Raw genomic sequence first — 22852 nt, 5'->3', positions numbered from 1 at the left:
CGTCAAGATGGCATTTGAGAGCGTGCCACCTTTGAATTTGGTGCTTTGCCCAAAGTCTTGGCGATAAAATGAGCTGTTCTAACTACTTCCTCCAAGTTGACACCAGTATTGATACCCAAACCCTCACATAGATACAGAACATCCTCTGTCGCTACATTACCGCTGGCGCCAGGTGCATAAGGACAGCCTCCGAGTCCAGCCACACTGCTATCTATGGTGTTGATACCCATTTGTAAAGCTTGAAAAATGTTGGCGAGGGCTTGGCCGTAGGTATCGTGGAAATGCACGGCAAGGTTGTGGGTTGGCAATAAATGGGACACCGACTCAATCATTCGAGCAATTCTTAAAGGTGTTCCTGTCCCAATCGTGTCGCCCAACGATACCTGATAGCACCCGAGATCACTCATTGCCTTTGCTATAGACGCTACTTGAGCGGGCTGAGTTGGACCTTCGTACGGGCAATCGGCGACGCATGAGAGGTACCCTCGAACTCTAATATTTTCAGATGCCGCGAGAGCGATAACGGGCTCGAAGCGCTTTAGGCTTTCGTTGACGGAGCAGTGAATATTATTGTGACTGAACGTTTCGGATGCAGAAGTAAACACGGCAACTTCGTCAGCGCCCGCCTGAATGGCATCCTCTAAACCTCTCAAGTTCGGGGTAAGGGCTGAATAGGTAATACTCGGTTTTCTGTTAATCTCCCCAAAGACTTCCGCCGAGTCCGCCATTTGGGGAATACGTTTTGGAGAAACAAACGCGCCTGTTTCGATGTAACAGAGACCAGTTTGGGAGAGTTTATCAATTAAGGCGACTTTGACGTCGAGAGGCACCATTTTTTCATTCTGCAGCCCGTCTCTCGCGCCAACTTCAACGATGTTGACCTGTTTTGGTAGAAGCTTGTGCAAGCGTGTTGAATAGTCATCGTTTCTAATCATTGTTATTCCTTCCAAACCCACTCTGGCGTTGTTTTTGAGAAGAACGATTGCAGTCCATGCTGCCCATCTTCAGAGACTCTTGCGTCTGCGATAAGCTCTGCGGTGTGATTGATGAGAGGATCTTCGATATGAAAATGGCATTTTTTAATTAATGATTTTGTGTTTCGGATGGCAGACGGACTAGAGGATAGGATTTGTTTGGCCATGTCCGCCGCAACAAATTCAGAATCGCCGTCCTGTGTCAGTTCATGAAAAAGACCTATTTCAATTGCTTGTTTTCCCGTGATTGTCTCAGCGGTCAGCAAGTATCGTCTTGCCGAGCGAGATCCAATGGCTCGAACGACATAGGGGGCTATAGTAGCGGGTATCAGACCAATCTTTACTTCGCTAAAGCAGCAAAGACTGGACTCTTCGCCAATGACGATATCACAGCAGCATAGTAGACCCAACGCTCCTCCAAAGGCGCAGCCTTGAACGACGGCGATGGTTGGCATTGGCATGTTATCCAGCGACGATAATAGTAGCGCAAGCCGCTTGGCGTCTTGGACGTTCTCTTCACGACTGTTATTAGCCATTGATTTCATCCATGCTAAATCAGCACCAGCAGAGAAGTGTTTGCCTTCTCCTTGCACGATCAAACAGCGGACATTTCGTTGGTTGGAAAGAGAATCTAGCGCGGCTATGAGTTCACTGATCGTTTTGCTGCTGAACGCATTTCGTTTGTCAGGGCGATTCAAAGTAATGGTAGCGACACCAGACGCGGTGATACCAAGACGTATATGGTCACTCATAGCTTTCCCCTACATTCGAAAGATACCAAACTCACTGTCGGGTATAGGCGCATTGAGCGAGGCTTTGAGAGCTTGACTCAACACGCTGCGTGTTGTTTTAGGGTCGATGATTCCATCATCCCAGAGCCGCGCACTCGCGTAGTAGGGGCTACCTTCTCGCTCGTAGCGCTCAACAATACTTAGTTTGTAAGCTTCTGCTTGAGCAGGCTCCCATTCTTCACCCTGACGCTTTTTCACATCATGTTTCACCTGAGTGAGGACATTAGCGGCTTGTATCCCACCCATTACCGATATACGAGCATTGGGCCACATCCACATCATGGTTGGGTCATACGCTCGGCCGCACATCCCATAGTTTCCTGCACCATAGGAACCTCCGATGATCACAGTGAACTTAGGGACGTCTGCACATGAAACGGCCATGACAAGTTTGGCTCCGTGCTTAGCAATGCCGCCTTCTTCGTACTGTTTTCCGACCATGAATCCGGTGATGTTTTGCAAGAAGAGCAGGGGAACCTTGCGCTTGGCACATAACTCGATAAAGTGCGCCCCTTTTTGAGCAGACTCAGAGAATAGGATGCCGTTGTTGGCGACGATACCAATTAGCTGACCTTCAATTCGAGCGAAGCCACATACCAGGGTTGAGCCATAGAGTGCTTTAAACTCATCGAAATCAGAACCGTCTACTAATCGAGCTATCACTTCTCGGACATCAAATGAGAGTCTTAAATCGCGATTGACGATGCCATAGATGTCTGTGATGTCGTATTTGGGGGGAAGGAATGTCGCTGCTGTTGCTTCATCTAAGGATTGGTTGGTGTTTGAGACAGTTTCTCGAGCGAGTTGAATAGCATGACTTTCTGAATCAGCATAATAGTCCGAAACGCCGGACTTTTTGCAGTGAACATCAGCGCCGCCAAGCTCCTCATCTGTCACTTCTTCCCCTGTTGCAGCCTTGACTAGTGGCGGCCCTGCCAAAAAAATCGTGCTTTGCTGCTTCACCATAATCGACACATCAGCCATGGCGGGTACATAGGCTCCACCAGCAGTACACAAACCCAAAACGACGGCGATCTGCGGAATACCCTTTGCAGACATGCGAGCTTGATTGAAAAAGATCCGCCCGAAATGCTCTTTATCAGGAAACACTTCTGCTTGATGTGGCAGGTTAGCGCCACCTGAATCTACCAAGTAGATGCAGGGTAGGTGACATTTCGCTGCGATTTCCTGTGCTCTTAAGTGCTTTTTAACGGTTAAAGGATAGTAAGTCCCGCCTTTAACCGCTGGGTCATTCGCGACAATCATGCACCTTACGCCCGATACATGGCCGATGCCCGCAACAACCCCAGCGCAAGGTACTGACTCATCGTAAACTTCCCAAGCGGCAAATTGGGCGATCTCAAGAAACTCGGAGCCCTTGTCAATGAGTGCTTCAATGCGTTCTCGAACCGGCAACTTGCCTTTCTTGCGTTGACGCTCAATTGCCTTATCTCCACCTCCTTGTTTAATTTGGGCGAGATTAGTTTGCAGCTTTGAGACTAGGCTCTCCATGGCGGCAGTATTATCTTTAAAAAGCTCTGAATCAGGCTTAATTTTGGTGATAATTTGTGGCATAGCCTCTCCTTAACGCGACTCGTCAAACAGCTCTCGACCTATCAGCATCCGACGAATTTCTGAGGTTCCTGCGCCAATTTCATAGAGTTTAGCGTCTCTCAATAGTCGACCTGCTGGATATTCGTTGATATAACCGTTACCGCCGAGTAATTGAATCGCATCGAGCGCCATTTGCGTTGCCAATTCAGCGGTGTACAGAATGACACCTGCAGAATCTTTGCGGGTTACCTTGCCTCTATCGCATGCGTTAGCAACCGCATACAGATAAGAGCGGGCAGCGTTGCAACGGGTATACATATCAGCAAGCTTGGCTTGAACTAACTGAAACTCACCAATGGCGCGTCCGAACTGTTTGCGTTCATGAACATAAGGAACGACGAGATCAAGGCAGGCTTGCATAATGCCGACGGGGCCGGCAGCTAGAACGACGCGTTCGTAGTCAAGACCGCTCATCAATACCTCGACGCCTTGGTTTACTTCACCCAACACATTCTCAATAGGTACTTTGCAGTCTTGGAATACCAGTTCACAGGTGTTTGAACCCCGCATACCAAGTTTGTCGAGTTTTTGAGCATGGCTGAATCCATCAAACTGCTTCTCTATGATAAAAGCTGTAATGCCGTGTTGCGCGGCATTCGGATCGGTTTTGGCATAGACTACTAGCACATCGGCATCGGGCCCGTTGGTGATCCACATTTTGCAGCCGTTAAGTAAAAAGTGGTCTTCGTGGCGCTCAGCTCTTAACTGCATACTCACCACATCTGAACCAGCATTTGCTTCACTCATTGCGAGCGCGCCAACGTGCGACCCATCAATGAGCTTTGGCAGGTATTTTTCACGTTGCTGTGAATTGCCATTTCTGTATATTTGATTGACACAAAGGTTTGAGTGCGCGCCATAAGAGAGAGCGACGGAGGCGGAAGCTCGGCTGATTTCTTCCAAGGCAACGACGTGAGCAACGTAGCCCATATCTGCGCCGCCATACTGTTCAGCGACGGTAACGCCGAGTAAGCCCATGTCTCCTAGTTGTGACCACAATTCATTTGGAAAAGCATTTTGCTCATCGATTTGGGCAGCGAGAGGTGCGATACATTCCTTAGCAAACCCACTCACGTGCTCACGAAGTAGGTTGATGGATTCATCCAAGCCAAAGTCCATGGGGCGATACTGAGTGAGCATAATTCCTCCTCATACTGGACATTGACCTAGTCACGTACCCTTGTTGCGCAAAGGTGCGCTGAGCGTTCTAGTCTTTTGCTAATGCGTCTTCGCAGCGTTTTCGCGCAACGGTCAAGTCTTCCAGTAGTGTATTAATGTCATCGAGCTGTCTTTTGAGAACGGCTTCTTTCTCGTCAATGATCTTCAACATTTTGGTGAGTTGGTCACCTTCTTGGTGAGTATCATAAAGCTCAAACAACTCCCTAATCTCTGCGAGCGAGAAACCTAGGCGTTTTCCTCGCAGTATGAGTTTTAGGCGTATTTTGTCGCGTCGATTGTAGAGACGCATACTGCCACTGCGGTCCGGTTGGATCAGACCTTCATCTTCATAAAAACGAATGCTTCTTGTCGTGATATCAAATTCTTTTGCGAGTTCACTGATCTTATAGGTTTCCACGGTACTGCTCTCCGATTAACTGGGCTTACATCAGTCTTCACTCTGCCACTGCTGTAGTGAGTAAAGATAAATTGACAAGTTAGCAACTTGTTTCTTTACGTTTACGTAAATGTTAGTGCTATGCTTACGTAAACGTCAAGCTAATCATTAACAATGAAGTGGGTGAGGAAGCAAGGTGATGGATAAGCATGTTGAAGACAACGAAGTCTGGATAGTTGCAGCGAAGCGAACGCCGATGGGAAAATTTCAGGGTGAGCTTGCTTCATTTAGTGCGACGGATTTAGGAGGCATCGCAATTAGCGCGGCGTTGAAAGAATCTGGGCTAGACGCAGACGTCGTTGATGAGGTCGTAATGGGCTGCGTGCTGACTGCAGGCGTTGGTCAAGCTCCGGCCAGACAAGCTGCGCTGAACGCCAATCTCAATCTCAACACGCCTTGCACAACCGTCAACAAAGTGTGTGGGTCGGGGATGAAAGCTGTGATGATGGCGACCACTCAGATTCGGATAGGGGAAGCTGCGTGTGCGGTAGCGGGTGGGATGGAGAGTATGACCAATGCGCCATACTTGTTACCGCAAGGGCGAAATGGCATGCGCATTGGGCACAAAACGACTTACGATCATATGTTTCTAGACGGGCTGCAAGATGCCTATGAAGGCGAGCTAATGGGCGTTTACGGTCAGAGAACTGCCGATGCGCTCGGCTATAGCCGTGAACAAATGGATGAATGGGCGGCACGCTCAGCAATGAGAGCAAAAAGTGCCATTGAAAATGCCTCGTTTTCACAAGAAATTGCGAAGATCCAATTAGATAACAACAGTTTTATTTCAAATGATGAGCTACCCAGTTCAATTCGAGTCAGCAAAATCTCGTCGCTAAAACCTGCTTTTGATAACAGCGGTACGATCACAGCCGCAAACTCCAGTGCTATTTCCGACGGGGCTGCGGCATTGGTACTGATAAGCAAAGTAAAAGCCCTCGACTTGGGACTCGCGCCGCTCGCTGTCGTTAAGGCACAGGTAACGGCTGCAAGAAGACCTTCAGAGTTTACACTGGCACCCCTGGATGCCATTCAAAAGCTACTCAAACAGCTCCAGTGGAATCGAAACGATGTTGATCTTTGGGAGATCAACGAAGCCTTTGCTGTTGTCACTCAAATAGCAATTGACCAGCTAGAACTCGACCCAGAAAGGGTCAATGTTAAAGGTGGTGCTTGTGCGTTAGGGCACCCAATAGGTGCGAGTGGCGCACGAATTCTAGTGACGCTCATACATGCGCTGAGAGAAAGAGCGCTCAAATCAGATAAACCGCTCAAAGGAATTGCCACTTTGTGTATTGGTGGCGGTGAGGCAACCGCGGTCGCCATCGAAGTACCGAATATTTAACGGACATTATGAGGACTTACTCATGACCAACAACGTTAGAAATTTTATTGATGGGCAAGCCATCGTCTCTAATGCGACAGAATGGCTTGACGTCACTGACCCGAGTACAAACGATGTTATTGGAATGGTGCCTCTGACGCCAATTGATGAGATGGAAGCCGCCATTCAGCAAGCCGTTTTGGCTCAAAGAGTGTGGCGTGAGGTGGCAGTGTCAGAGCGTGCTCGTTTAATGCTTCGTTATCAGCACTTACTGAAAGAGCACCACGACGATATCGCAGCAGTGCTCTCCAAAGAAACAGGCAAGACCCTGGCAGATGCCAAGGGTGATGTGTGGCGTGGGATCGAGGTGGTGGAGCAAGCGGCAAACATAGCCTCAAATATGATGGGCGAAACCGTCGAGAATGTGGCGACAGATATCGATAGCTATTCGCTCATTCAGCCACTTGGTGTGTGCTGTGGTATTACTCCGTTTAATTTTCCAGCCATGATACCGCTTTGGATGTTCCCGATTGCCATAGCAGCAGGCAATGCCTTTGTTCTTAAGCCTTCAGAGCAAGTTCCTTATACCGCAGTGAAACTCGCTGAGCTATTCCATCAAGCGGGTGCGCCAAAAGGTATTTTGCAGGTTATTCATGGGTCGAAGCCCCAGGTTGACTACTTGCTAACTCATCCAAAGATTTGCGCGGTTTCATTTGTTGGTTCAGTGCCCACCGCTCAATACATATATCAAACGGGAACGGCAAATCACAAGCGAGTACAAGCCTTTGCGGGCGCGAAAAACCATATGGTGATCATGCCTGATGCAAATAAAGAGCAGGTGATTAACCAATTGGTGGGTTCGTCGGTGGGCGCAGCGGGGCAGCGTTGCATGGCTATTTCTGTTGCGGTGTTTGTCGGTAGCGCAAATGAGTGGATTGATGAACTTAGTGATGCAATGAAGGCGATCCACCCTGGCGCATGGAATGATGCCTCAGCCGCTTATGGGCCACTAATCAGTAAACAAGCGAAACAACGTGTGTTGGATCTGATTGAAAAAGGGAAGTCAGAGGGAGCGCAATGCCTGCTAGATGGTTCCAGCAGTACTGTCAAAGATTATCCGAACGGAAACTGGGTCTCTCCAACCTTGTTCAAAGGGGTGACACCAGAAATGGCGATTTATAAAGAAGAGATATTCGGACCAGTATTGGTGTGCATAGAGGTGGACAGCTTAGAGGAGGCAATTGCTTTGGTAAACGCCAATCCATATGGCAATGGTACGTCCATCTTTACAGCGAGCGGTGGCGCTGCACGCAAATACCAACATCAGGTGCTCGTAGGTCAAGTAGGGATCAATGTTCCGATCCCTGTTCCGCTACCATTTTTTTCATTTACAGGCTGGCGCGGCAGTTTCTATGGCGATCTTCATGCCTACGGTAAACAAGCCGTTCGTTTTTATACTGAGACCAAAACCGTCACAGCAAAATGGTTTGAAGAAGATGTGTCAGATGGGCCTAATTTAACGATTCAGCTTCGTTGAAAAACGGGTGAGCTTAGCAACGGGTGAGCTTCGCAAATGGAGGGTAAATGATGGATTTTGAACTTAACGAAGACCAGCGAGCCTTCGCGGACACGGCGAGTCAGTTCGCAACAGAAAGCCTACTTCCAAATGCTGCAAAGTGGGATGAAGAATGCCACTTCCCCAAAGACGTGCTAAGACAAGCGGGTGATATTGGTTTTCTTAGTCTGTATACGCCGGAAGAGCAAGGTGGGCTGGGGTTAAGTCGGTTAGATGCTTCCATCGTTTTTGAGCAGTTAAGTATGGGATGCACATCGACGACAGCTTTTATGACGATTCACAACATGGTGACGTGGATGGTCGCCAACTTTGCAGACGATGCTGCTCGGCAGCGATTTGTGCCTAAGCTTATCTCCGGAGAATGGCTCGGCTCATACTGTTTAACCGAGCCTAATGCTGGCTCAGATGCAGCGTCACTCACTACAAATGCGAGTCTTGAGGGCGACTATTACGTGCTCAATGGCGCCAAAACCTTTATCTCTGGTGCGGGAGATACTGAAGTGTTGGTGGTCATGGCGAGAACGGGAGAGAGCGGCGCAAAAGGGATTTCTGCATTCGTACTGGATGCAGATTCCGAAGGTATCAGCTTCGGCCGTAAAGAGCCAAAGATGGGCTGGAATAGCCAACCCACAAGAGCCATTACTTTTGAGAACGTTAAGGTACCAGTTAATCAGTTGTTAGGTCGTGAAGGTGAGGGCTTTACTTTTGCTATGAAAGGTTTGGATGGTGGGCGTATCAATATCGCCACTTGTTCTGTCGGGACTGCGCAACACGCGCTAAACCAAGCGACTCAATATCTTCAAGAAAGAAAGCAGTTCGGTCAATCTCTAGCGAGCTTTCAAGCATTGCAATTTAAGTTGGCCGATCTAGCTACTGAGTTGGTCGCCGCGAGGCAAATGGTGCGCTTGGCAGCGTTCAAGCTCGACGCTGGGCATGCAGATGCCACGACATATTGCGCAATGGCGAAACGCTACGCGACCGACGTTGGTTTTAAGGTATGTGACGGTGTACTTCAGCTTTTTGGTGGATATGGCTACATCAAGGAATATTCGTTAGAGCGTCACTTCCGCGATGTTCGTGTTCATCAGATCCTTGAGGGGACCAACGAAATCATGCGCCTCATCATTGCAAGGCGATTGCTAAATAGCAGTTACCCGATCGAATAGTGCCACCTTCAAAATGAGCGGATAAGGAGAACGCCTCATGTCTGAGTCATCATTGATTCCTCATCAGATACAGGACCACGTTGCAACGATCACGATCAGCAACCCGCCAGCGAACACCTGGACGGCGGCAAGTCTCAACAACCTAAAAAGCTTAGTCGATGAGCTGAACGCTAACAGAGAGGTCTATGCTTTAGTTATCACCGGGCAAGGAGAGAAGTTTTTTTCTGCTGGTGCAGATTTAAATGTGTTTGCAGGCGGCGATAAAGAGAGTGCTTGTTTGATGTCACGCGCTTTTGGTGAAGCGTTCGAAGCCTTATCACAGTTTCGTGGAGTGTCGATCGCCGCCATCAATGGCTACGCTATGGGAGGAGGCCTAGAAGTCGCGCTAGCTTGTGACATTCGTATTGCTGAGTCACACGCTGTGCTCGCCTTGCCTGAAGCGAAAGTGGGATTATTGCCTTGTGCCGGTGGTACTCAAAATCTCACGGCGTTAGTCGGGGAGGGCTGGGCAAAACGAATAATCTTGTGTGGTGAGCAAGTTTCAGCCCAGCAAGCATTGCAAATTAAGCTGGTTGAGGAGGTTGTAGGTAAGGGGCAAGCCTTAGGAGCTGCGAGTAAGCTTGCTAAACAAGTCGCCAATCAGTCGCCTTCATCAGTAGCAGCATGTAAAACGCTTATTCAAAACAACCGAGGTCATTTTGTATCGCACGGTTTAGTCAAAGAGCGGGAGTTATTTATTCAATTGTTCGATACCGAGGATCAAGCAGAGGGCGTGAATGCATTTCTAGAGAAACGTCCACCTCAATGGAAGAATCGTTAGGAGGTTTTATGGCACCAGTCCAGTTCCAGGAAGTTAGCTGTGACAATGGCAATGTGATTGGTATTGCTACACTCAATAATCCGAAAGCACTCAACGCACTGACCTTCGACATGTTAGTGCTGTTGAAGCAGCAGTTAGAGGTGTGGCATGAGGATGACAACGTACTTTGCGTTCTATTGGATGGCTCAGGCGATAAGGCCTTTTGTGCTGGGGGGCGATGTACGCGCTCTGCATGAAAAGATGAGACAAGGTCCCTTGGACGATGCAAAAGCCTATGGCGAGCAGTTTTTTGCGACCGAGTACGAGTGCGATTACCTTATCCACACTTATTGCAAACCCATCGTTGCATGGGGAGAAGGTATTGTCATGGGGGGTGGAATGGGACTGTTTATGGGTGCGAGCCATAAGGTAGTAACGCCAGACTCACGACTCGCGATGCCAGAGATTAATATCGGTCTCTTTCCCGATGTGGGTGCCACCTATTTTTTAAATCAACTAGAAGACAATATTGGTCTGTTTCTCGGACTAACTGGCGTTATGATGAATGCCACCGATGCGTTAGATATCCATCTCGCTGACCATCTAAACGCGCCTTCTGATAAACAGAGATTGATAGGACAACTTCAAAGCGCTGAGTGGGATAGCGTTGAAGACAGCTATGACTATATTACTGAAATCCTTACCGAGTTATCCGACAAGGCGAATATCGCTAAGCCTGAAGCGCACCTGAAACCACTACTTCCTGATATATCGTTAGCATGTGAATCAGATAACCTCACCGATGTGTACGCCAATATCATGGCGTTACCCTGTCACGATAAGTGGATGGAGGCTGCTAAGCAAAACCTTATGGACGGTAGCGCTATTACAGCACACATCTGTTTTAGACAAATCAAGAATTACAGTCACTTATCTTTAGCCGACTGCTTCCGACTTGAGCTAATCCTCGGACTTAGAAGTGTTCTTCTCGGTGAGTTTCAGGAAGGCGTGCGCGCTCGTTTAGTTGATAAGGATGGTATGCCGAACTGGAAGTATCAACATGTCAGCTTGGTGGATAGAAGCGTCATTGATGAGCTATTCACCTCATTATGGCGCGATGAAGAGCATCCTCTCGCCAAACTTGGACACTATTGAGTCAACTACGGTGGAATAATTAAGGAGATAATTATGAACGAGCAAGCTAACACCACGATTGCTTTTGTCGGGCTTGGAAACATGGGAAGTCCTATGGCGAGTAACCTGCTTAAAGCTGGGTTTGCCGTTCGTGTTTATGACCGTGTGCCAGCGCTTATTGACGTGTTGAAGAAAGAAGGTGCGGTGGGATGCTCAAGCCTAAGAGATACCGTAGAGAGTGCCAATATCGTCGTAACCATGTTACCTGCGGGTGAGCATGTTAAAACAGTGTTCCTTGGTACCGAATCTGATGAGGGGGTGCTTGAGCTCATCTCAGACGACACGTTCTTGATTGATTGCTCGACGATTGACCCGGATACGGCGAGAGCGGTCGCTAGCGTTGCCTCTGAAAAAGGCATCGAGTTTGTCGACGCGCCTGTTTCTGGAGGTGTTGCAGGTGCCACGGCTGGCACGCTGACCTTTATTGTTGGTGGAACGGACTCTGCTTTTAGTAAGGCGAAAGCCATTTTGTCTCATATGGGGAAAAACGTGTTTCACGCTGGGAAAGCGGGCGACGGTCAAATGGCAAAGATATGCAACAACTTATTATTGGGTTCTGTCATGGCAGCGACATGTGAAGCCCTTAATCTTGGTGTGGATAACGATCTCAATCCTGAGGTGTTATCAAATATTATGCTACAGAGTTCTGGAAGAAACTGGGTTTTAGAACTATATAACCCTTGTCCGGGAGTTTTGGAGCACGCGCCAGCGAGCCACCAATATACTCCCGGTTTTATGTGTAAGTTGATGTCAAAGGATTTGGGGCTTGGGTTAGATGCGGCGAAATTGAGTCAATCTTCAGTGCCCATGGGAGCGTTAGCTCACAGTCTCTACGCACTCCATAACCGAAACGGAAATGCGGAGTTAGATTTCTCGAGTCTATTTGAGTTTTTTAGCAATAAGCAGTAGAAGGGAGAAGTAAATGGAACTTGAACAGAGCGTTATCGCTATTACTGGTGCAGGACAAGGATTAGGTCAAACTATGGCGACAAGCCTAGCTTCGCAGGGAGCGAGCTTGGCACTGCTCGATGTCAATCAAGACGCCTTAACAGAGACAAAAGAACTCTGCGAGGCATTTGGGGTAAAAGCGCAAACTTATCAAGTTGATGTCACCAATGAAGAACAAGTGGAGCAGGTATTTAGTGACATTGTCACTGAATTTGGAGCTCTAAACGGTCTCGTCAACAATGCAGGTATTCTCCGTGATGGCATGCTCGTTAAAGCAAGAGGGGGCGAAATCACTAAGATGTCTCTCGGTGACTTCAATGCGGTCATTAATGTCAATCTTACGGGCACTTTTCTGTGCGGTCGTGAGGCTGCAGTGAAGATGATTGAGTCAGACTCTCGCGGTGTCATCATCAACATCTCTAGCGTCTCACGAGCGGGTAATATGGGGCAAACCAACTACGCAGCTTCTAAGGCAGCCGTTGCGACCATGTCATCGGTGTGGGGTAAAGAGCTGGCTCGTTACGGTATCCGTTCGGTAGCGATTGCACCGGGTGTTGTGGAAACGTCGATGACAGCTTCCATGAAACCAGAAGCGCGTGAGCGCCTAGAGAATATGGTGCCAGTGCGTCGAATGGCTGACCCGTCAGAAATCGCCCATACCGTTCGTTATATTCTTGAAAACGAGTATGTGAATGGCCGCGTGATTGAGGTAGACGGTGGGCTCGTTATCTAATTATTTATCTTCAGCGTTATGAGTCGTTTGACCTCTACCTGAAAAGGTAGGGGTCTTTGTTTTTATAAGCCTTTGTTTTTATGATGATATGTTTGTTGCACTTATATCATCGTCCAAAATTGCTTGCTCAATCACATTAAGTAATACAATAGCATTGTAGTATGTTTGTTATCCATCTGGAGACCCTACAACGATAACAAGGACATCTACAATGAAAAAAATCTTACTTGGATTAGCGGTTGCGAGCCTAATGGCGGGCGCTGCACAAGCATCTACTCAAGTGATTACCTCTTCTTCAAATGAGCTGTTACAAGATCCCCAGTTTACTGAGTTTAGAAGCAACAAAGGTAAGAGTGATTTTTGGCGTAAAGAAGCGGATAACAAGAACGGAAAAGGCGATGTTGGTAGCTCAAAAGACACGGCTTTTGATGATGAAGGCTCAGTGCGCATTCGCTTTAGAAATGCGACGGATGATTTCTCAGCTACTCCGGGTGTGAGTCAAGAAGTCGCGGGTCTGAAACCGAACACTGACTATACGCTTTCGTTCTACTACAACGACAAGAAGGGTGATAACTCACCGAGCCAACTACTTGCTGGTGTACTAGGTGCAAACGGAAAGACACTCAAAGAGAAATCAATTCATGTTACTGATCTTTCTGACAGCCCTAAAGGTGCGGTGAAGAAGTCATTCCGCCAAGCGTCACTTTCGTTTAACTCTGGTGATAACACCAGCGCCGTTATTTATACCAGAATGCGTATCACCGATACGTCAGGCATCAATATGGATGGGGATATCGGTAAGCAGACTGAAGTACGTCTTGATGAGTTTGCTTTGCAAGCTCAATAATGCGCTATTAGTTTATATATCGAAAAGCCTCAGCAACCGCTGGGGCTTTCCTTTTGCATTCCGCACTCAATGTCTTCAAATAGCTCAAGGGCGGCACGATAAGCCTCTGCGATAATGGTACTTTTACTCAGGTGTTTTCTCTGAACCATATTTGTCAATAGATGAAGTATTTGGATCAGTTTTATCCTTTTTGTCATAGTCAAGCGACCAATCAGGTTCTGTGACTAAGGGCTGTCCCTTAAGTGCTCTTTTAAGCGGCAGTCTATAGTCGACAAATGTTTGGCTATGCACTAACGCCAAACAGGCTAAGACCAATATCTTCTCACCGATCGGGCTAGCAGCATCCGTACTACCCAAACTATGTTTAAGTTCGCTTAGATAGATTTGAGCTGCTTTCTTGCACAGAGGTTGTGGACACTGAGTATCAGTCTCGGCAACCTCATAATTCATGCACACAGCGATATCGTTAGTTCTTCGCATAACCTCTCCTATGTAAGTTAATTCGTAGCTATTTCACTGATCGTTTAATAATGGCAGTAAAACGATTATCAGACGTAGTAGCAGAAACTAGGGTCCATCCTTGAGCGTTCATATAGTTCAGAGCGTCCATAGGAGAGTTAAAAGTCAGTGTTTTACCGCTTTCATCCCGCAATAAATCTTTGTTCCTAATCCCTATCTCCAACTCTTGCCCAAAGTCGACTTCAACTTTCCATTGGGTGAGGCTAAGTATTTTTCCTGTGGCGATGACCATCGCATAGTGCTCTGTCTGCGCTGCTCTTGATTCAGGCTTTGGTGATTTAGCAGCCCAGGCTGTCGAACACATGGTAAGTGTCAGTAAAGGGGTTAGAAAAACGCTATGAATGGCTCTCATGGCTACCTCCGGTAATCTTTAGCTCAAAGTAAGCTCGTTGTGAGCGATTGAAACTTAGATTACTAGAGGGGCTTTCCATTATTCGGAAAGTAATGGGGAGAGTTATACGAATTATGGATGCGAAGTTTGGGTATTAGCTTTCGTTGTCATCATCGCGCTTTTTTAAAGAGGCGTAGAAGTTAGAGAGAAACTCGATGTCCTCTTTAGGGGCAGCTAGCATGAGGTCGAGGAACTTTAGCGTACTGGCAGAAAGTGGTAGCTGGCCACCATGTATGCGTTCTAACTGAGTCATCGGGAATAATTGCAGTAAGCTGACGTCGAGCGCTTTGGCGATTCGGAAAAAATCCAAAATGGTGAAATGACTTTTCGCTTCCCGATCCATTTTTTCATAAAGAGCAGAACGGCCAATGTCCGCCTTTTTAGCCAGCCTGTTTTTAGATAGCCCTTCTTGAACCATGAGCGCCTCGATTCGTTCTATTACCATTTTTCGGAATACCACCTCTTCAACGCCAAAAAACTCGAATCCTTCAGTCTCTATTTCTGCCATCGCGTTTGTCCGTTTTTCTGGAATCACTCCCTTAATGGTATCTGAATTTCGGAAATTTGAAATGATAATTTAATAGCCAGACACAGAGACTCCTACCGTCTCAACTGATTAACCAAATACATTAGGGTAAACACCATGCTAACGACTAAACGCGCAATCCTTGCTACTGCATTAGCACTTTCTGGCGCAGCTCAGGCGATTTCACTTGAGCCTGCTCCAGGGCTGGATGTGAATCAACCTTACTACGCACCACAAGCATTTGTGCAGCAAGAGAGTCTTCCTATTGTGGATATTCGAGGTGTAAAACCAGCAGACTACGCTGAGCTATTTGAAAAGCAGGTAGGCGAAGAAGTTCGACGTGGTATTAAGGAAGCGCAATACGTTTATAAGCTAGCAGGGATTGATGTGGTCGAATTTGAGAAAAGCTCAATGAAGGTGTTGGAAAACTCACGAAAGTTAAACCCAGAATACTTTGAAATCGTTGAAGCGCTGGCCAAAGTGGGCCGGATTTCACTAGAAACCATGTTCACTCTATCGCAACTAGATGCCGCATTGGCATCGGCAGCCCAGTCTGCGTTAAGTGGATGTACAACAGTAAGTTTCGCTGGCACAGGTGTTGTTGGTCAGGTAAACGACACGCCATCACTTTCAGGGGGTAACTACTGGGTATTACAAGCGGACGATTATGTTCAGGTGATGGCATCTGGCTTTTACGGCTCAGGTCAAACGCTCGGCAAAGATATCGGCGTTGTGATTAACTTCCAAGGCACCGATTCAAAGGGTGTTGGGCTTGATGCAGACAGCGCGATTGAGCTAGGTGCACTTCAAAACTATCTCGTGCGCAATGCTAAGAATGTTGATGATGCTGAAAAGATCCTCGACCAATACCGCACAGTAGTGGCTTCTCATTTTAACTTTGCTGATAGCAAGGGTAATACCGTTGGCGTAGAAATGCTTGATGGTGAGAACTACGTGATTAAGCGTCCTGCGGGTATTGGCCATGCTAACCATTCTGAGCGTCCAGGTGTAATGCAAGCCTTCGCAGAATCTATTGGATTAGGTGAGAAAAGTAAGCAACGTACGGTTGCTACGGCCTACACAGAGTGGCGTGCAGAGTTCGCACAGCAGTTCATAGACAACACACCAGAGGGCAATGTCGATGCGGCTAAATATGTCCTGAATACTAAGCCAATCGCGCAGCATGCTGCCTATGGCTCTGATTTCATCTCAACACTGACAGCAGTAATGGATGCCAAAGAAGGCTGCTTGGAAGTGGCGCCGGGCGTAGGTGATTGGAATGATTTCCAGCGAGTATGTCTTGAGAAGTAAGTCCAAATTCCATTAGTAAATCTAAATAAAATCGTAACGAGCAACCCTTTCTAGGATTGCGCGTTTTAGGAAGCGATGATGAAACAGACAACTCTAATGTGGTATAGCGTCTCATTGGTGGCTTGCGCAGTCAGTGGTTGTGCACAAGAGGTAAAGCAGTTAACGCGCCATTCTGTTGTTTGCAATAAGGTGACTTTTTCAGAGCCTAAGCAAGTGGTGGAGGCGGAGCACTGCAGGTTAGTTACTCGTTAGGGAAAACATTATTTACATGGATGCGGTGAAAAAATCGATTTTGGCTCACAACTGAGAGCAAAAACAAATAGTTTAGTATCAGGTGTATGTAATGTTGTTTGAAAATAAAAAGGTGATTAATTCAAAATTATTGTTGATTATTAGCTTTTTACTTGCGGTTTTATGGTCAAGTGCCATCGTTGCAGGAGAATCTAGTGACGACAATGAAATTTATCGTGACCAAATAGAAGCGATTAGCCAGGAAATCTCAGAGTTATCGCAATCTTTGCACGGTATTGAGGGTGAGCACCTATACGTAACCCAGTTTAGTATCTTCAATAAGAACAAAGAGCTACGCGCTATTCTGGCGCGTACCATGAAGAAACGAACGTTACCAGAACAAGAGTTAATCGACTTAGTGACACAGCAGCAACGGTACACTTTGGATGCAGAAGAGTACTTGATTGGTCGTCTTTCAGAGCTTAATAAAGATTTTGATGCTGCAGCGGACGAATCCAAACTGTTATTGTTGAAAGATTATAAAGAGGTGCAAGACCATCTTGGCTGGGTGTATGAAGCAAGAATCACGAACTTTAAATGGCTTGAGCAGCTAAATGTGAAAGACGAAGTGGGTAAGTTACGCTTACGTGACACTATAGAAAATCAGTTAAGACTAGCATCGTCTGCGACCGACTACTATAGCAATCAAGTTTCACACGCTTCTTTTCAGTTGCTGAATGAGCAGGATTCTGAACAAGCGAAGCAGCAATTGCACGACATTATCATTGATAAAAGGCTTTTGGTTGAGTCGGAAGGGTTACGTTACCTTGTGACCATCGCTGATAGTCTGGGTATTAAAACGGCTATCTATAAAAAGCAATTATTTGAAGTATCTGGGAATATCACACACGAAATATTTGAAGGCCAAGTATTGCTGGAAATACTGGCACATTGGTCAGAACAAGCTCTGGAATGGTTGGTAGAACAAGCCCCAAGACAACTGTTTAAGCTGGGTGTATTTTTCATCGTCCTACTGATTACTCGTTCAGCGGTTAAGGTTGTTCGTAAGATCGTAGCAAAGGCGGTGAAAAACCAAAAACTTAAATTGTCGCACTTAATGCAGCATTTCTTTGTCTCTGTTTCGGGGAATGCGGTATGGGTTGTCGGGATACTGGTTGGGTTGTCTCAACTGGGACTCAATCTAGCGCCTATCTTGACGGGCTTTGGAGTTGCAGGTGTCATTGTCGGTTTTGCGTTGCAAGATACATTGTCTAACTTTGCGTCAGGCATGATGCTGCTAATCTATCGGCCGTTTGATGTTGGTGATTTTGTTTTTGCTGGTGGTGTGGATGGTAAGGTGAGTCACATGAGCCTAGTGAGTACAACGATTCGTACCTTTGACAACCAAGTCATTATCGTACCCAACGGTAAAATTTGGGGCGATGTAATTAAGAATGTGACCCATGAAAAGTCTCGTCGTGTAGACATGGTTTTTGGGATTGGTTATGGCGATGATCTTAACCACGCCGAGACTGTACTCAACGATATTGTTTGCTCTCACCCAGCCGTACATACGACGCCAGAGCCTATCGTTAAAGTGCAAACGCTCAACACGTCGTCGGTGGATTTTATTGTAAGACCATGGGTAGATACTGGTGACTACTGGGATGTTTACTGGGACATCACCAAGCAAGTTAAATTGCGTTTTGATCAAGAAGGGATCTCTATCCCTTTCCCACAGCAAGACATTCATATTCACACAGTAACGGAGTAACCCTAAGTCATTTTGTTGTAACTTGCAGATTATAATTTAGCTAGAGCTAGAGCTAGAGCTAGAGCTAGGGCAATTGATACGCACTTTGATAGTCAGTACGTATTGCGCACTGCGGTCAGTCACTATGGAAGCGACATCATCTCAAGTTACATTCCCCTATAGCTCGGACCACCACCACCTTCGGGCGTGGTCCAGTCGATGTTCGCTGAAGGGTCTTTAATATCACAGGTTTTACAATGCAAACAGTTAGTTGCGTTTATTTGCAGTTTCCGCTTGCCCTCAACCTCAACGATTTCATAGACCCCTGCAGGGCAGTAGCGTTGACTTGGTTCGTTATAGAAGGGGATATGTATATCCAGCACTAAAGTAGGATCAGTCAGGTGTAAATGACAGGGTTGGTTTTCTTCATGCTGTGTGCCAGACAAAAACAATGAAGAGGGTCTATCAAAACTCAAAACGCCATCTGGTTTCTGATAGTTTATGGGCGTTGTACTGTCTTTGGCTTTGAGCATCATATGGTCCTCAATGTTATCAGTCACTTTCCAAGGGACAGGAGCCTTAAAGAGTCGAGACCACCAGTTTTGTTCAATTACATTAAGTAGGCCACCCAATGGCTCACCAAACTTGTGTAGGTTAGCACCAAAGTTTCGAGTCGATGCCAGTTCTTTATATAACCACGAGCTTTCAAACCGACTTTGATAATCGGCTTCCTGATGAACCTGTCCGGCAGACAATTGTTCAAAGATGGCTTCAGCCGCAATCATTCCTGATTTCATTGCTGTATGGCTACCCTTGATTTTTCCCATATTCAATGTGCCGGCATCACAGCCAATCAGTAATCCTCCTGGAAACTGTTGTTTAGGCAATGAACGTATTCCGCCTTTGGTAATAGCGCGAGCCCCAAAACACAAGCGTTCTCCACCTTGCAAATATTTGGCAATGGCTCGGTGGTGTTTGAAGCGTTGAAACTCCTCAAAGGGATTCAGGTGAGGATTGGAGTAGTTGAGGTCCACGATCAAACCTACCGCAACTTGGTTTGATTCAAGATGGTATAGAAAGCTGCCACCTGTGGTACCGCTTTCGGCTAATGGCCACCCAACTCCGTGTAGTACTTTGCCTTTTGAGTAGTAAGGATGATCGTCAGGTAATTGCCAAAGTTCTTTAAAGCCGAGTGCATAGTGTTGTGGCTGTTTATTTTTGTCCAATGAGAACTTGCTGATGAGTGATTTACCTAGATGTCCTCGTGACCCTTCTGCAAACACAGTGTACTTGGCTAATAAATTAATACCGGGCTCGAATGTCGGCTTTTTCTCTCCTTGTTTATCGAGTCCCATATCCGTGGTTTGTACCCCGATAACGCGTTGCTCAGAATCATACAACACTTTACTCGCAGCAAAGCCTGGAAAGATCTCAACCCCCAGTTGCTCTGCCTGATCTGCAAGCCAGCGGCACAGTTTGCCGAGACTTATTGCGTGATTATCTGACGAGTTCCTTAATGTATTGGGCACCATTGCGTTAGGTACGTTAAGATGATTTAAATGTGTTGTTAGATAAATAAACTCGTCGTCGCTAATAGGATTGGCTATGGGAGCATTCATCTCACGCCAGTCTGGTAGCAGTTCATCTAGAGCTTTAGTTTCGAATAGGGCACCAGAAAGAATATGTGCGCCAACCTCCGACCCTTTCTCAATCACGCACACGGAAAGTGTTTGGTTTTGATCATGAGAAAGCTGAGCTAGCCGAATGGCTGCCGAGAGGCCAGCTGGACCTGCACCGACAACCACGACATCAAACTCCATTGATTCTCTTTCCATTATGTACACCTTTGTTGCCAAACATCGGATTTGAAAATGCCTACGTATAAATATAGTGCAGTTGACGTAAACGTAAACTTTACTAAGCTCAGTTTATGGTCAATCCGAGCCGTTGAACGTCGAATTAGGGAGTGAACATGAAGGTATTAGTAGCGATAAAGCGTGTAATAGACCCTTATGCGAAGATCCGTGTAAAAAGCGATGGAACCGGGGTTGAGACAAGTAATATGAAGATGTCGATGAACCCGTTTTGTGAAATTGCGGTGGAGGAGGCGATTCGATTAAAGGAAGTTGGTGTTGCCGACGAGGTTATAGTGGTCTCAATTGGTGATAGTAGCGTGCAGGAGACGTTGCGCGGGGCGCTGGCACTCGGAGCGGACCGAGCAATCTATATTGAAGCGATACCTGAGCTAGAGCCGTTGTCGGTTGCCAAAGTACTAAAGCAAATCATGGAACGAGAAGAGCCCAAATTAGTTTTACTCGGTAAACAGTCCATCGATACCGATAACAATCAGGTCGCTCAGATGTTATCTGCGATCACCGACCGTCCTCAGGGTACTTTCGCATCAAAGCTGGTCGCTTCAGATACACACGTAACTGTAACCAGGGAAGTGGATGGTGGGTTAGAGACCAATCGCCTAGAAATGCCAGCGATCATCAGTACTGACCTTAGGTTAAATGAGCCTCGTTACGCGTCACTTCCTAATATTATGAAAGCTAAGAAAAAGCCGATGGACCTTATCAAGTTAGAAGACCTCGATGTCGATGTGATTAGCCATCAAACAATACTGGAAGTTACACCGCCAGTTGCTAGAAGCGCAGGGGTGATGGTTGCCACGGTCGATGAGCTGGTGGATAAGCTTAAAAACGACGCCAATGTGCTTTAGGGAGAGTCTTATGGATACGCGAGTTTTGGTCATTGCCGAGCATGACAATAACAACATTGCTTCAGATACGCTGAAGGCATTAAATGCCGCATCACAGTTAGGTGGAGCCGTCTCAGTATTGGTCATTGGGCATCAATGTTCGAGTGTTACCGATACACTGAGTGGCGCTGCCGGAGTAACTCAGATTTATCAAATAGACGATGAAAGATACCAAAATCCACTAGCAGAAACGTTAACACCAGCTGTCTTTGGTTTAGCGAAAGACCATAGCCATGTGTTGGCGGCTGCCACGACCTTCGGTAAAAACTTGCTGCCAAGAGTTGCCGCGTTGTTAGACGTCGGGCAGGTATCTGACGTGATCAGTATTGAGTCCGCAAATACATTCATTCGTCCAATCTATGCTGGTAATGCGCTCGCGAAGGTGCAGTCCAACGATAGTAAAATCGTGTTGACCGTTCGCGGGTCTTCGTTTCAAGCATGTGCGCTGGGTCAAGATTCGGCTCCTGTCGTTAATCTCGATGCGACAGAGACAGCAAATTCGATTAGTGAGTTTATTGGTATCGAACAAACGGTGAGCGAAAGACCCGATTTGTCGAGTGCAAACGTGGTAATTTCAGGTGGACGAGGCCTAGCGAGTAAAGAGAATTTCGCCTTAGTAGAGAGGCTTGCAGATAAACTCGGCGGTGCAATAGGCGCATCGAGAGCCGCGGTGGACGCAGGGTATGTGTCTAATGATCTACAAGTCGGTCAAACCGGGAAGATAGTGGCCCCAGATCTTTACATTGCGATTGGAATCTCCGGCGCGATACAGCATATGGCAGGGATGAAAGACTCAAAGGTCATCGTGGCGATCAACAGTGACCCAGATGCCCCAATCTTTGAGGTGGCAGATTATGGTTTAGTCGGAGATTTGTTCGAAATTATGCCTGAACTGATAGATAAAGTTCCATAAAGCAGTGCATAGCTCAATGACTGAATACAGGCTAAGGCTACGACCTTAGCCTTCGTCTTTATCGCTTTCCTTCAGAGTCCTCGCCGCGTAGCGCACCGCAAACACACACATCAACATCATGATAAACGGAATTGAAGCCAAAGACATTTCGACCCAAGAGTACTCAGTGAAAAACTTCGATAACAAAAGATGCGATACGATATTGAGAAGGGCAATCGCGATTGCGACTACAAGTAGCTTGGATTCTCTATTCAAAACAAACGGCTTCCTACCTATATTAAAATTATTGAATCAGAACTAGCGTCCCGACTACTGCAACGGTCGTGACTATATCATAGGGATTGCTTTGGTTTCGTGATGATCTAATAACTTTAAGTTATTGATACTTGCTGTAGGCGTCGATGAACTGCAACATATTCAAACCACAAATGGGAACTCAAAGGATACGAAATGTCAGGGATTACCGATTTAGACCAGCTACTAGCCTCCATGGAGCCGAGCTTGGTCGATGAAGAGTTTGTCTTTTGCACCTGCAATGGATCGCTAACTGAATACACTGAACTCGACATTATAGGGTCTTTTAAAGAGCGAGAAGGACTCACCCTGATACTGCCTTTATCGCAGGCTAGGCAATCAGACCTTGAGTATGAAGGTGTCTTTAGAATGATCACCTTAAATGTCCACTCTAGCCTCGAAGCAGTCGGTTTAACTGCGGCAGTGTCTAACAAGCTTTCCGAGCGAGGTATTAGTGCAAATGTCGTCGCTGCCTATTATCACGACCATATCTTTGTACAATCTACTAAGGCAGATGAAGCACTTTTAGCGCTGCTGGAGTTTGTGAAATAAAGGCGTAAAAGGGAAGAAAC

General features: G+C 46.8%; 22 protein-coding genes and 1 pseudogene. 13 read left to right on the top strand and 10 right to left on the bottom strand.

Features of this window, described 5'->3' with window-relative positions; all coding sequences use genetic code 11:
- Positions 1-2 precede the first annotated feature (2 nt).
- The 5 genes from AC6I8Y_RS18840 to AC6I8Y_RS18820 all read right to left on the bottom strand — a co-directional run bounded on the left by AC6I8Y_RS18840 (position 3) and on the right by AC6I8Y_RS18820 (position 4955).
- Positions 3-935, bottom strand: coding sequence for a hydroxymethylglutaryl-CoA lyase (locus AC6I8Y_RS18840; protein ID WP_498022647.1), 933 nt, complete (start codon positions 933-935; stop codon positions 3-5).
- A gap of 2 nt (positions 936-937) precedes the next feature.
- Complete coding sequence (locus tag AC6I8Y_RS18835) at positions 938-1726, bottom strand: enoyl-CoA hydratase-related protein (RefSeq protein ID WP_498022646.1); 789 nt, start codon at positions 1724-1726, stop codon at positions 938-940.
- A 9-nt stretch (positions 1727-1735) separates the two neighbouring features.
- Positions 1736-3340, bottom strand: coding sequence for a carboxyl transferase domain-containing protein (locus tag AC6I8Y_RS18830; RefSeq protein WP_498022645.1), 1605 nt, complete (start codon positions 3338-3340; stop codon positions 1736-1738).
- Between the two features lie 9 nt (positions 3341-3349).
- Positions 3350-4519, bottom strand: coding sequence for an isovaleryl-CoA dehydrogenase (locus AC6I8Y_RS18825; RefSeq protein WP_498022644.1), 1170 nt, complete (start codon positions 4517-4519; stop codon positions 3350-3352).
- Between the two features lie 67 nt (positions 4520-4586).
- Positions 4587-4955, bottom strand: coding sequence for a MerR family transcriptional regulator (locus AC6I8Y_RS18820; protein WP_128650128.1), 369 nt, complete (start codon positions 4953-4955; stop codon positions 4587-4589).
- Between the two features lie 178 nt (positions 4956-5133).
- Between AC6I8Y_RS18820 and AC6I8Y_RS18815 the strand changes: the two genes are divergently transcribed.
- From AC6I8Y_RS18815 to AC6I8Y_RS18780, 8 genes and pseudogenes are all read left to right on the top strand, one after another.
- Positions 5134-6339, top strand: coding sequence for a thiolase family protein (locus AC6I8Y_RS18815; protein WP_498022643.1), 1206 nt, complete (start codon positions 5134-5136; stop codon positions 6337-6339).
- A 22-nt stretch (positions 6340-6361) separates the two neighbouring features.
- Positions 6362-7855, top strand: a complete 1494-nt coding sequence (locus AC6I8Y_RS18810; protein WP_498022642.1) for a CoA-acylating methylmalonate-semialdehyde dehydrogenase — start codon at positions 6362-6364, stop codon at positions 7853-7855.
- 50 nt (positions 7856-7905) lie between these two features.
- A complete protein-coding gene (locus AC6I8Y_RS18805) occupies positions 7906-9060 on the top strand; it encodes an acyl-CoA dehydrogenase family protein (RefSeq protein ID WP_498023059.1) in 1155 nt (384 codons plus the stop codon).
- Positions 9061-9097: 37 nt separating this feature from the next.
- Positions 9098-9880: an enoyl-CoA hydratase gene (locus AC6I8Y_RS18800; protein WP_498022640.1), complete on the top strand. Its 783-nt coding sequence runs from the start codon at positions 9098-9100 to the stop codon at positions 9878-9880.
- Positions 9881-9888: 8 nt separating this feature from the next.
- A pseudogene (locus AC6I8Y_RS18795) lies at positions 9889-11014 on the top strand (enoyl-CoA hydratase/isomerase family protein).
- Positions 11015-11047: 33 nt separating this feature from the next.
- Positions 11048-11962 (top strand): 3-hydroxyisobutyrate dehydrogenase, encoded by a 915-nt coding sequence (mmsB, locus tag AC6I8Y_RS18790; RefSeq protein ID WP_498022639.1) that lies wholly within the window; start codon positions 11048-11050, stop codon positions 11960-11962.
- A gap of 13 nt (positions 11963-11975) precedes the next feature.
- Positions 11976-12734, top strand: coding sequence for an SDR family oxidoreductase (locus AC6I8Y_RS18785; protein ID WP_042470355.1), 759 nt, complete (start codon positions 11976-11978; stop codon positions 12732-12734).
- A 211-nt stretch (positions 12735-12945) separates the two neighbouring features.
- On the top strand, positions 12946-13581 hold the full coding sequence (locus AC6I8Y_RS18780; protein WP_498022637.1) for a hypothetical protein: 636 nt from the start codon (positions 12946-12948) through the stop codon (positions 13579-13581).
- Between the two features lie 123 nt (positions 13582-13704).
- Here AC6I8Y_RS18780 and AC6I8Y_RS18775 read toward each other — a convergent pair whose 3' ends face one another.
- The 3 genes from AC6I8Y_RS18775 to AC6I8Y_RS18765 all read right to left on the bottom strand — a co-directional run bounded on the left by AC6I8Y_RS18775 (position 13705) and on the right by AC6I8Y_RS18765 (position 14999).
- Positions 13705-14061 carry a hypothetical protein gene (locus AC6I8Y_RS18775; RefSeq protein ID WP_498022635.1) on the bottom strand — a complete coding sequence of 119 codons (357 nt, stop codon included), beginning with the start codon at positions 14059-14061 and terminating at the stop codon, positions 13705-13707.
- Positions 14062-14089: 28 nt separating this feature from the next.
- Positions 14090-14452 (bottom strand): hypothetical protein, encoded by a 363-nt coding sequence (locus tag AC6I8Y_RS18770; protein WP_498022633.1) that lies wholly within the window; start codon positions 14450-14452, stop codon positions 14090-14092.
- A gap of 133 nt (positions 14453-14585) precedes the next feature.
- Positions 14586-14999 (bottom strand): helix-turn-helix domain-containing protein, encoded by a 414-nt coding sequence (locus tag AC6I8Y_RS18765; protein ID WP_394151132.1) that lies wholly within the window; start codon positions 14997-14999, stop codon positions 14586-14588.
- Between the two features lie 135 nt (positions 15000-15134).
- On the opposite strand from AC6I8Y_RS18765, the gene AC6I8Y_RS18760 reads away from it, so the two are divergent.
- Positions 15135-16328, top strand: a complete 1194-nt coding sequence (locus AC6I8Y_RS18760; RefSeq protein WP_394151131.1) for a C45 family autoproteolytic acyltransferase/hydrolase — start codon at positions 15135-15137, stop codon at positions 16326-16328.
- A gap of 343 nt (positions 16329-16671) precedes the next feature.
- Positions 16672-18333 carry a mechanosensitive ion channel family protein gene (locus tag AC6I8Y_RS18755; protein ID WP_394151130.1) on the top strand — a complete coding sequence of 554 codons (1662 nt, stop codon included), beginning with the start codon at positions 16672-16674 and terminating at the stop codon, positions 18331-18333.
- Positions 18334-18479: 146 nt separating this feature from the next.
- Here AC6I8Y_RS18755 and AC6I8Y_RS18750 read toward each other — a convergent pair whose 3' ends face one another.
- Positions 18480-20147 carry an electron transfer flavoprotein-ubiquinone oxidoreductase gene (locus AC6I8Y_RS18750; RefSeq protein ID WP_498022631.1) on the bottom strand — a complete coding sequence of 556 codons (1668 nt, stop codon included), beginning with the start codon at positions 20145-20147 and terminating at the stop codon, positions 18480-18482.
- Between the two features lie 137 nt (positions 20148-20284).
- Here AC6I8Y_RS18750 and AC6I8Y_RS18745 point away from each other — a divergent pair, with 137 nt between their 5' ends.
- Both AC6I8Y_RS18745 and AC6I8Y_RS18740 read left to right on the top strand, forming a co-directional pair.
- Positions 20285-21034 (top strand): electron transfer flavoprotein subunit beta/FixA family protein, encoded by a 750-nt coding sequence (locus AC6I8Y_RS18745; RefSeq protein ID WP_498022629.1) that lies wholly within the window; start codon positions 20285-20287, stop codon positions 21032-21034.
- 10 nt (positions 21035-21044) lie between these two features.
- The gene (locus tag AC6I8Y_RS18740) at positions 21045-21986 is read left to right on the top strand and encodes an electron transfer flavoprotein subunit alpha/FixB family protein (protein ID WP_394151127.1); all 942 of its coding nucleotides are present in this window, start codon (positions 21045-21047) and stop codon (positions 21984-21986) included.
- 45 nt (positions 21987-22031) lie between these two features.
- Here the strand turns inward: AC6I8Y_RS18740 and AC6I8Y_RS18735 are convergent, their stop codons facing one another.
- Positions 22032-22241 carry a hypothetical protein gene (locus AC6I8Y_RS18735; protein ID WP_128650124.1) on the bottom strand — a complete coding sequence of 70 codons (210 nt, stop codon included), beginning with the start codon at positions 22239-22241 and terminating at the stop codon, positions 22032-22034.
- Between the two features lie 195 nt (positions 22242-22436).
- Between AC6I8Y_RS18735 and AC6I8Y_RS18730 the strand changes: the two genes are divergently transcribed.
- The gene (locus AC6I8Y_RS18730; protein ID WP_394151126.1) at positions 22437-22832 is read left to right on the top strand and encodes an ACT domain-containing protein; all 396 of its coding nucleotides are present in this window, start codon (positions 22437-22439) and stop codon (positions 22830-22832) included.
- Positions 22833-22852 lie beyond the last annotated feature (20 nt).

It is taken from the genome of Vibrio sp. KUL78 (assembly GCF_059725505.1).
Note: the sequence above shows the minus strand (reverse complement) of the source record. Positions and strands in the feature narration are given on the sequence as shown.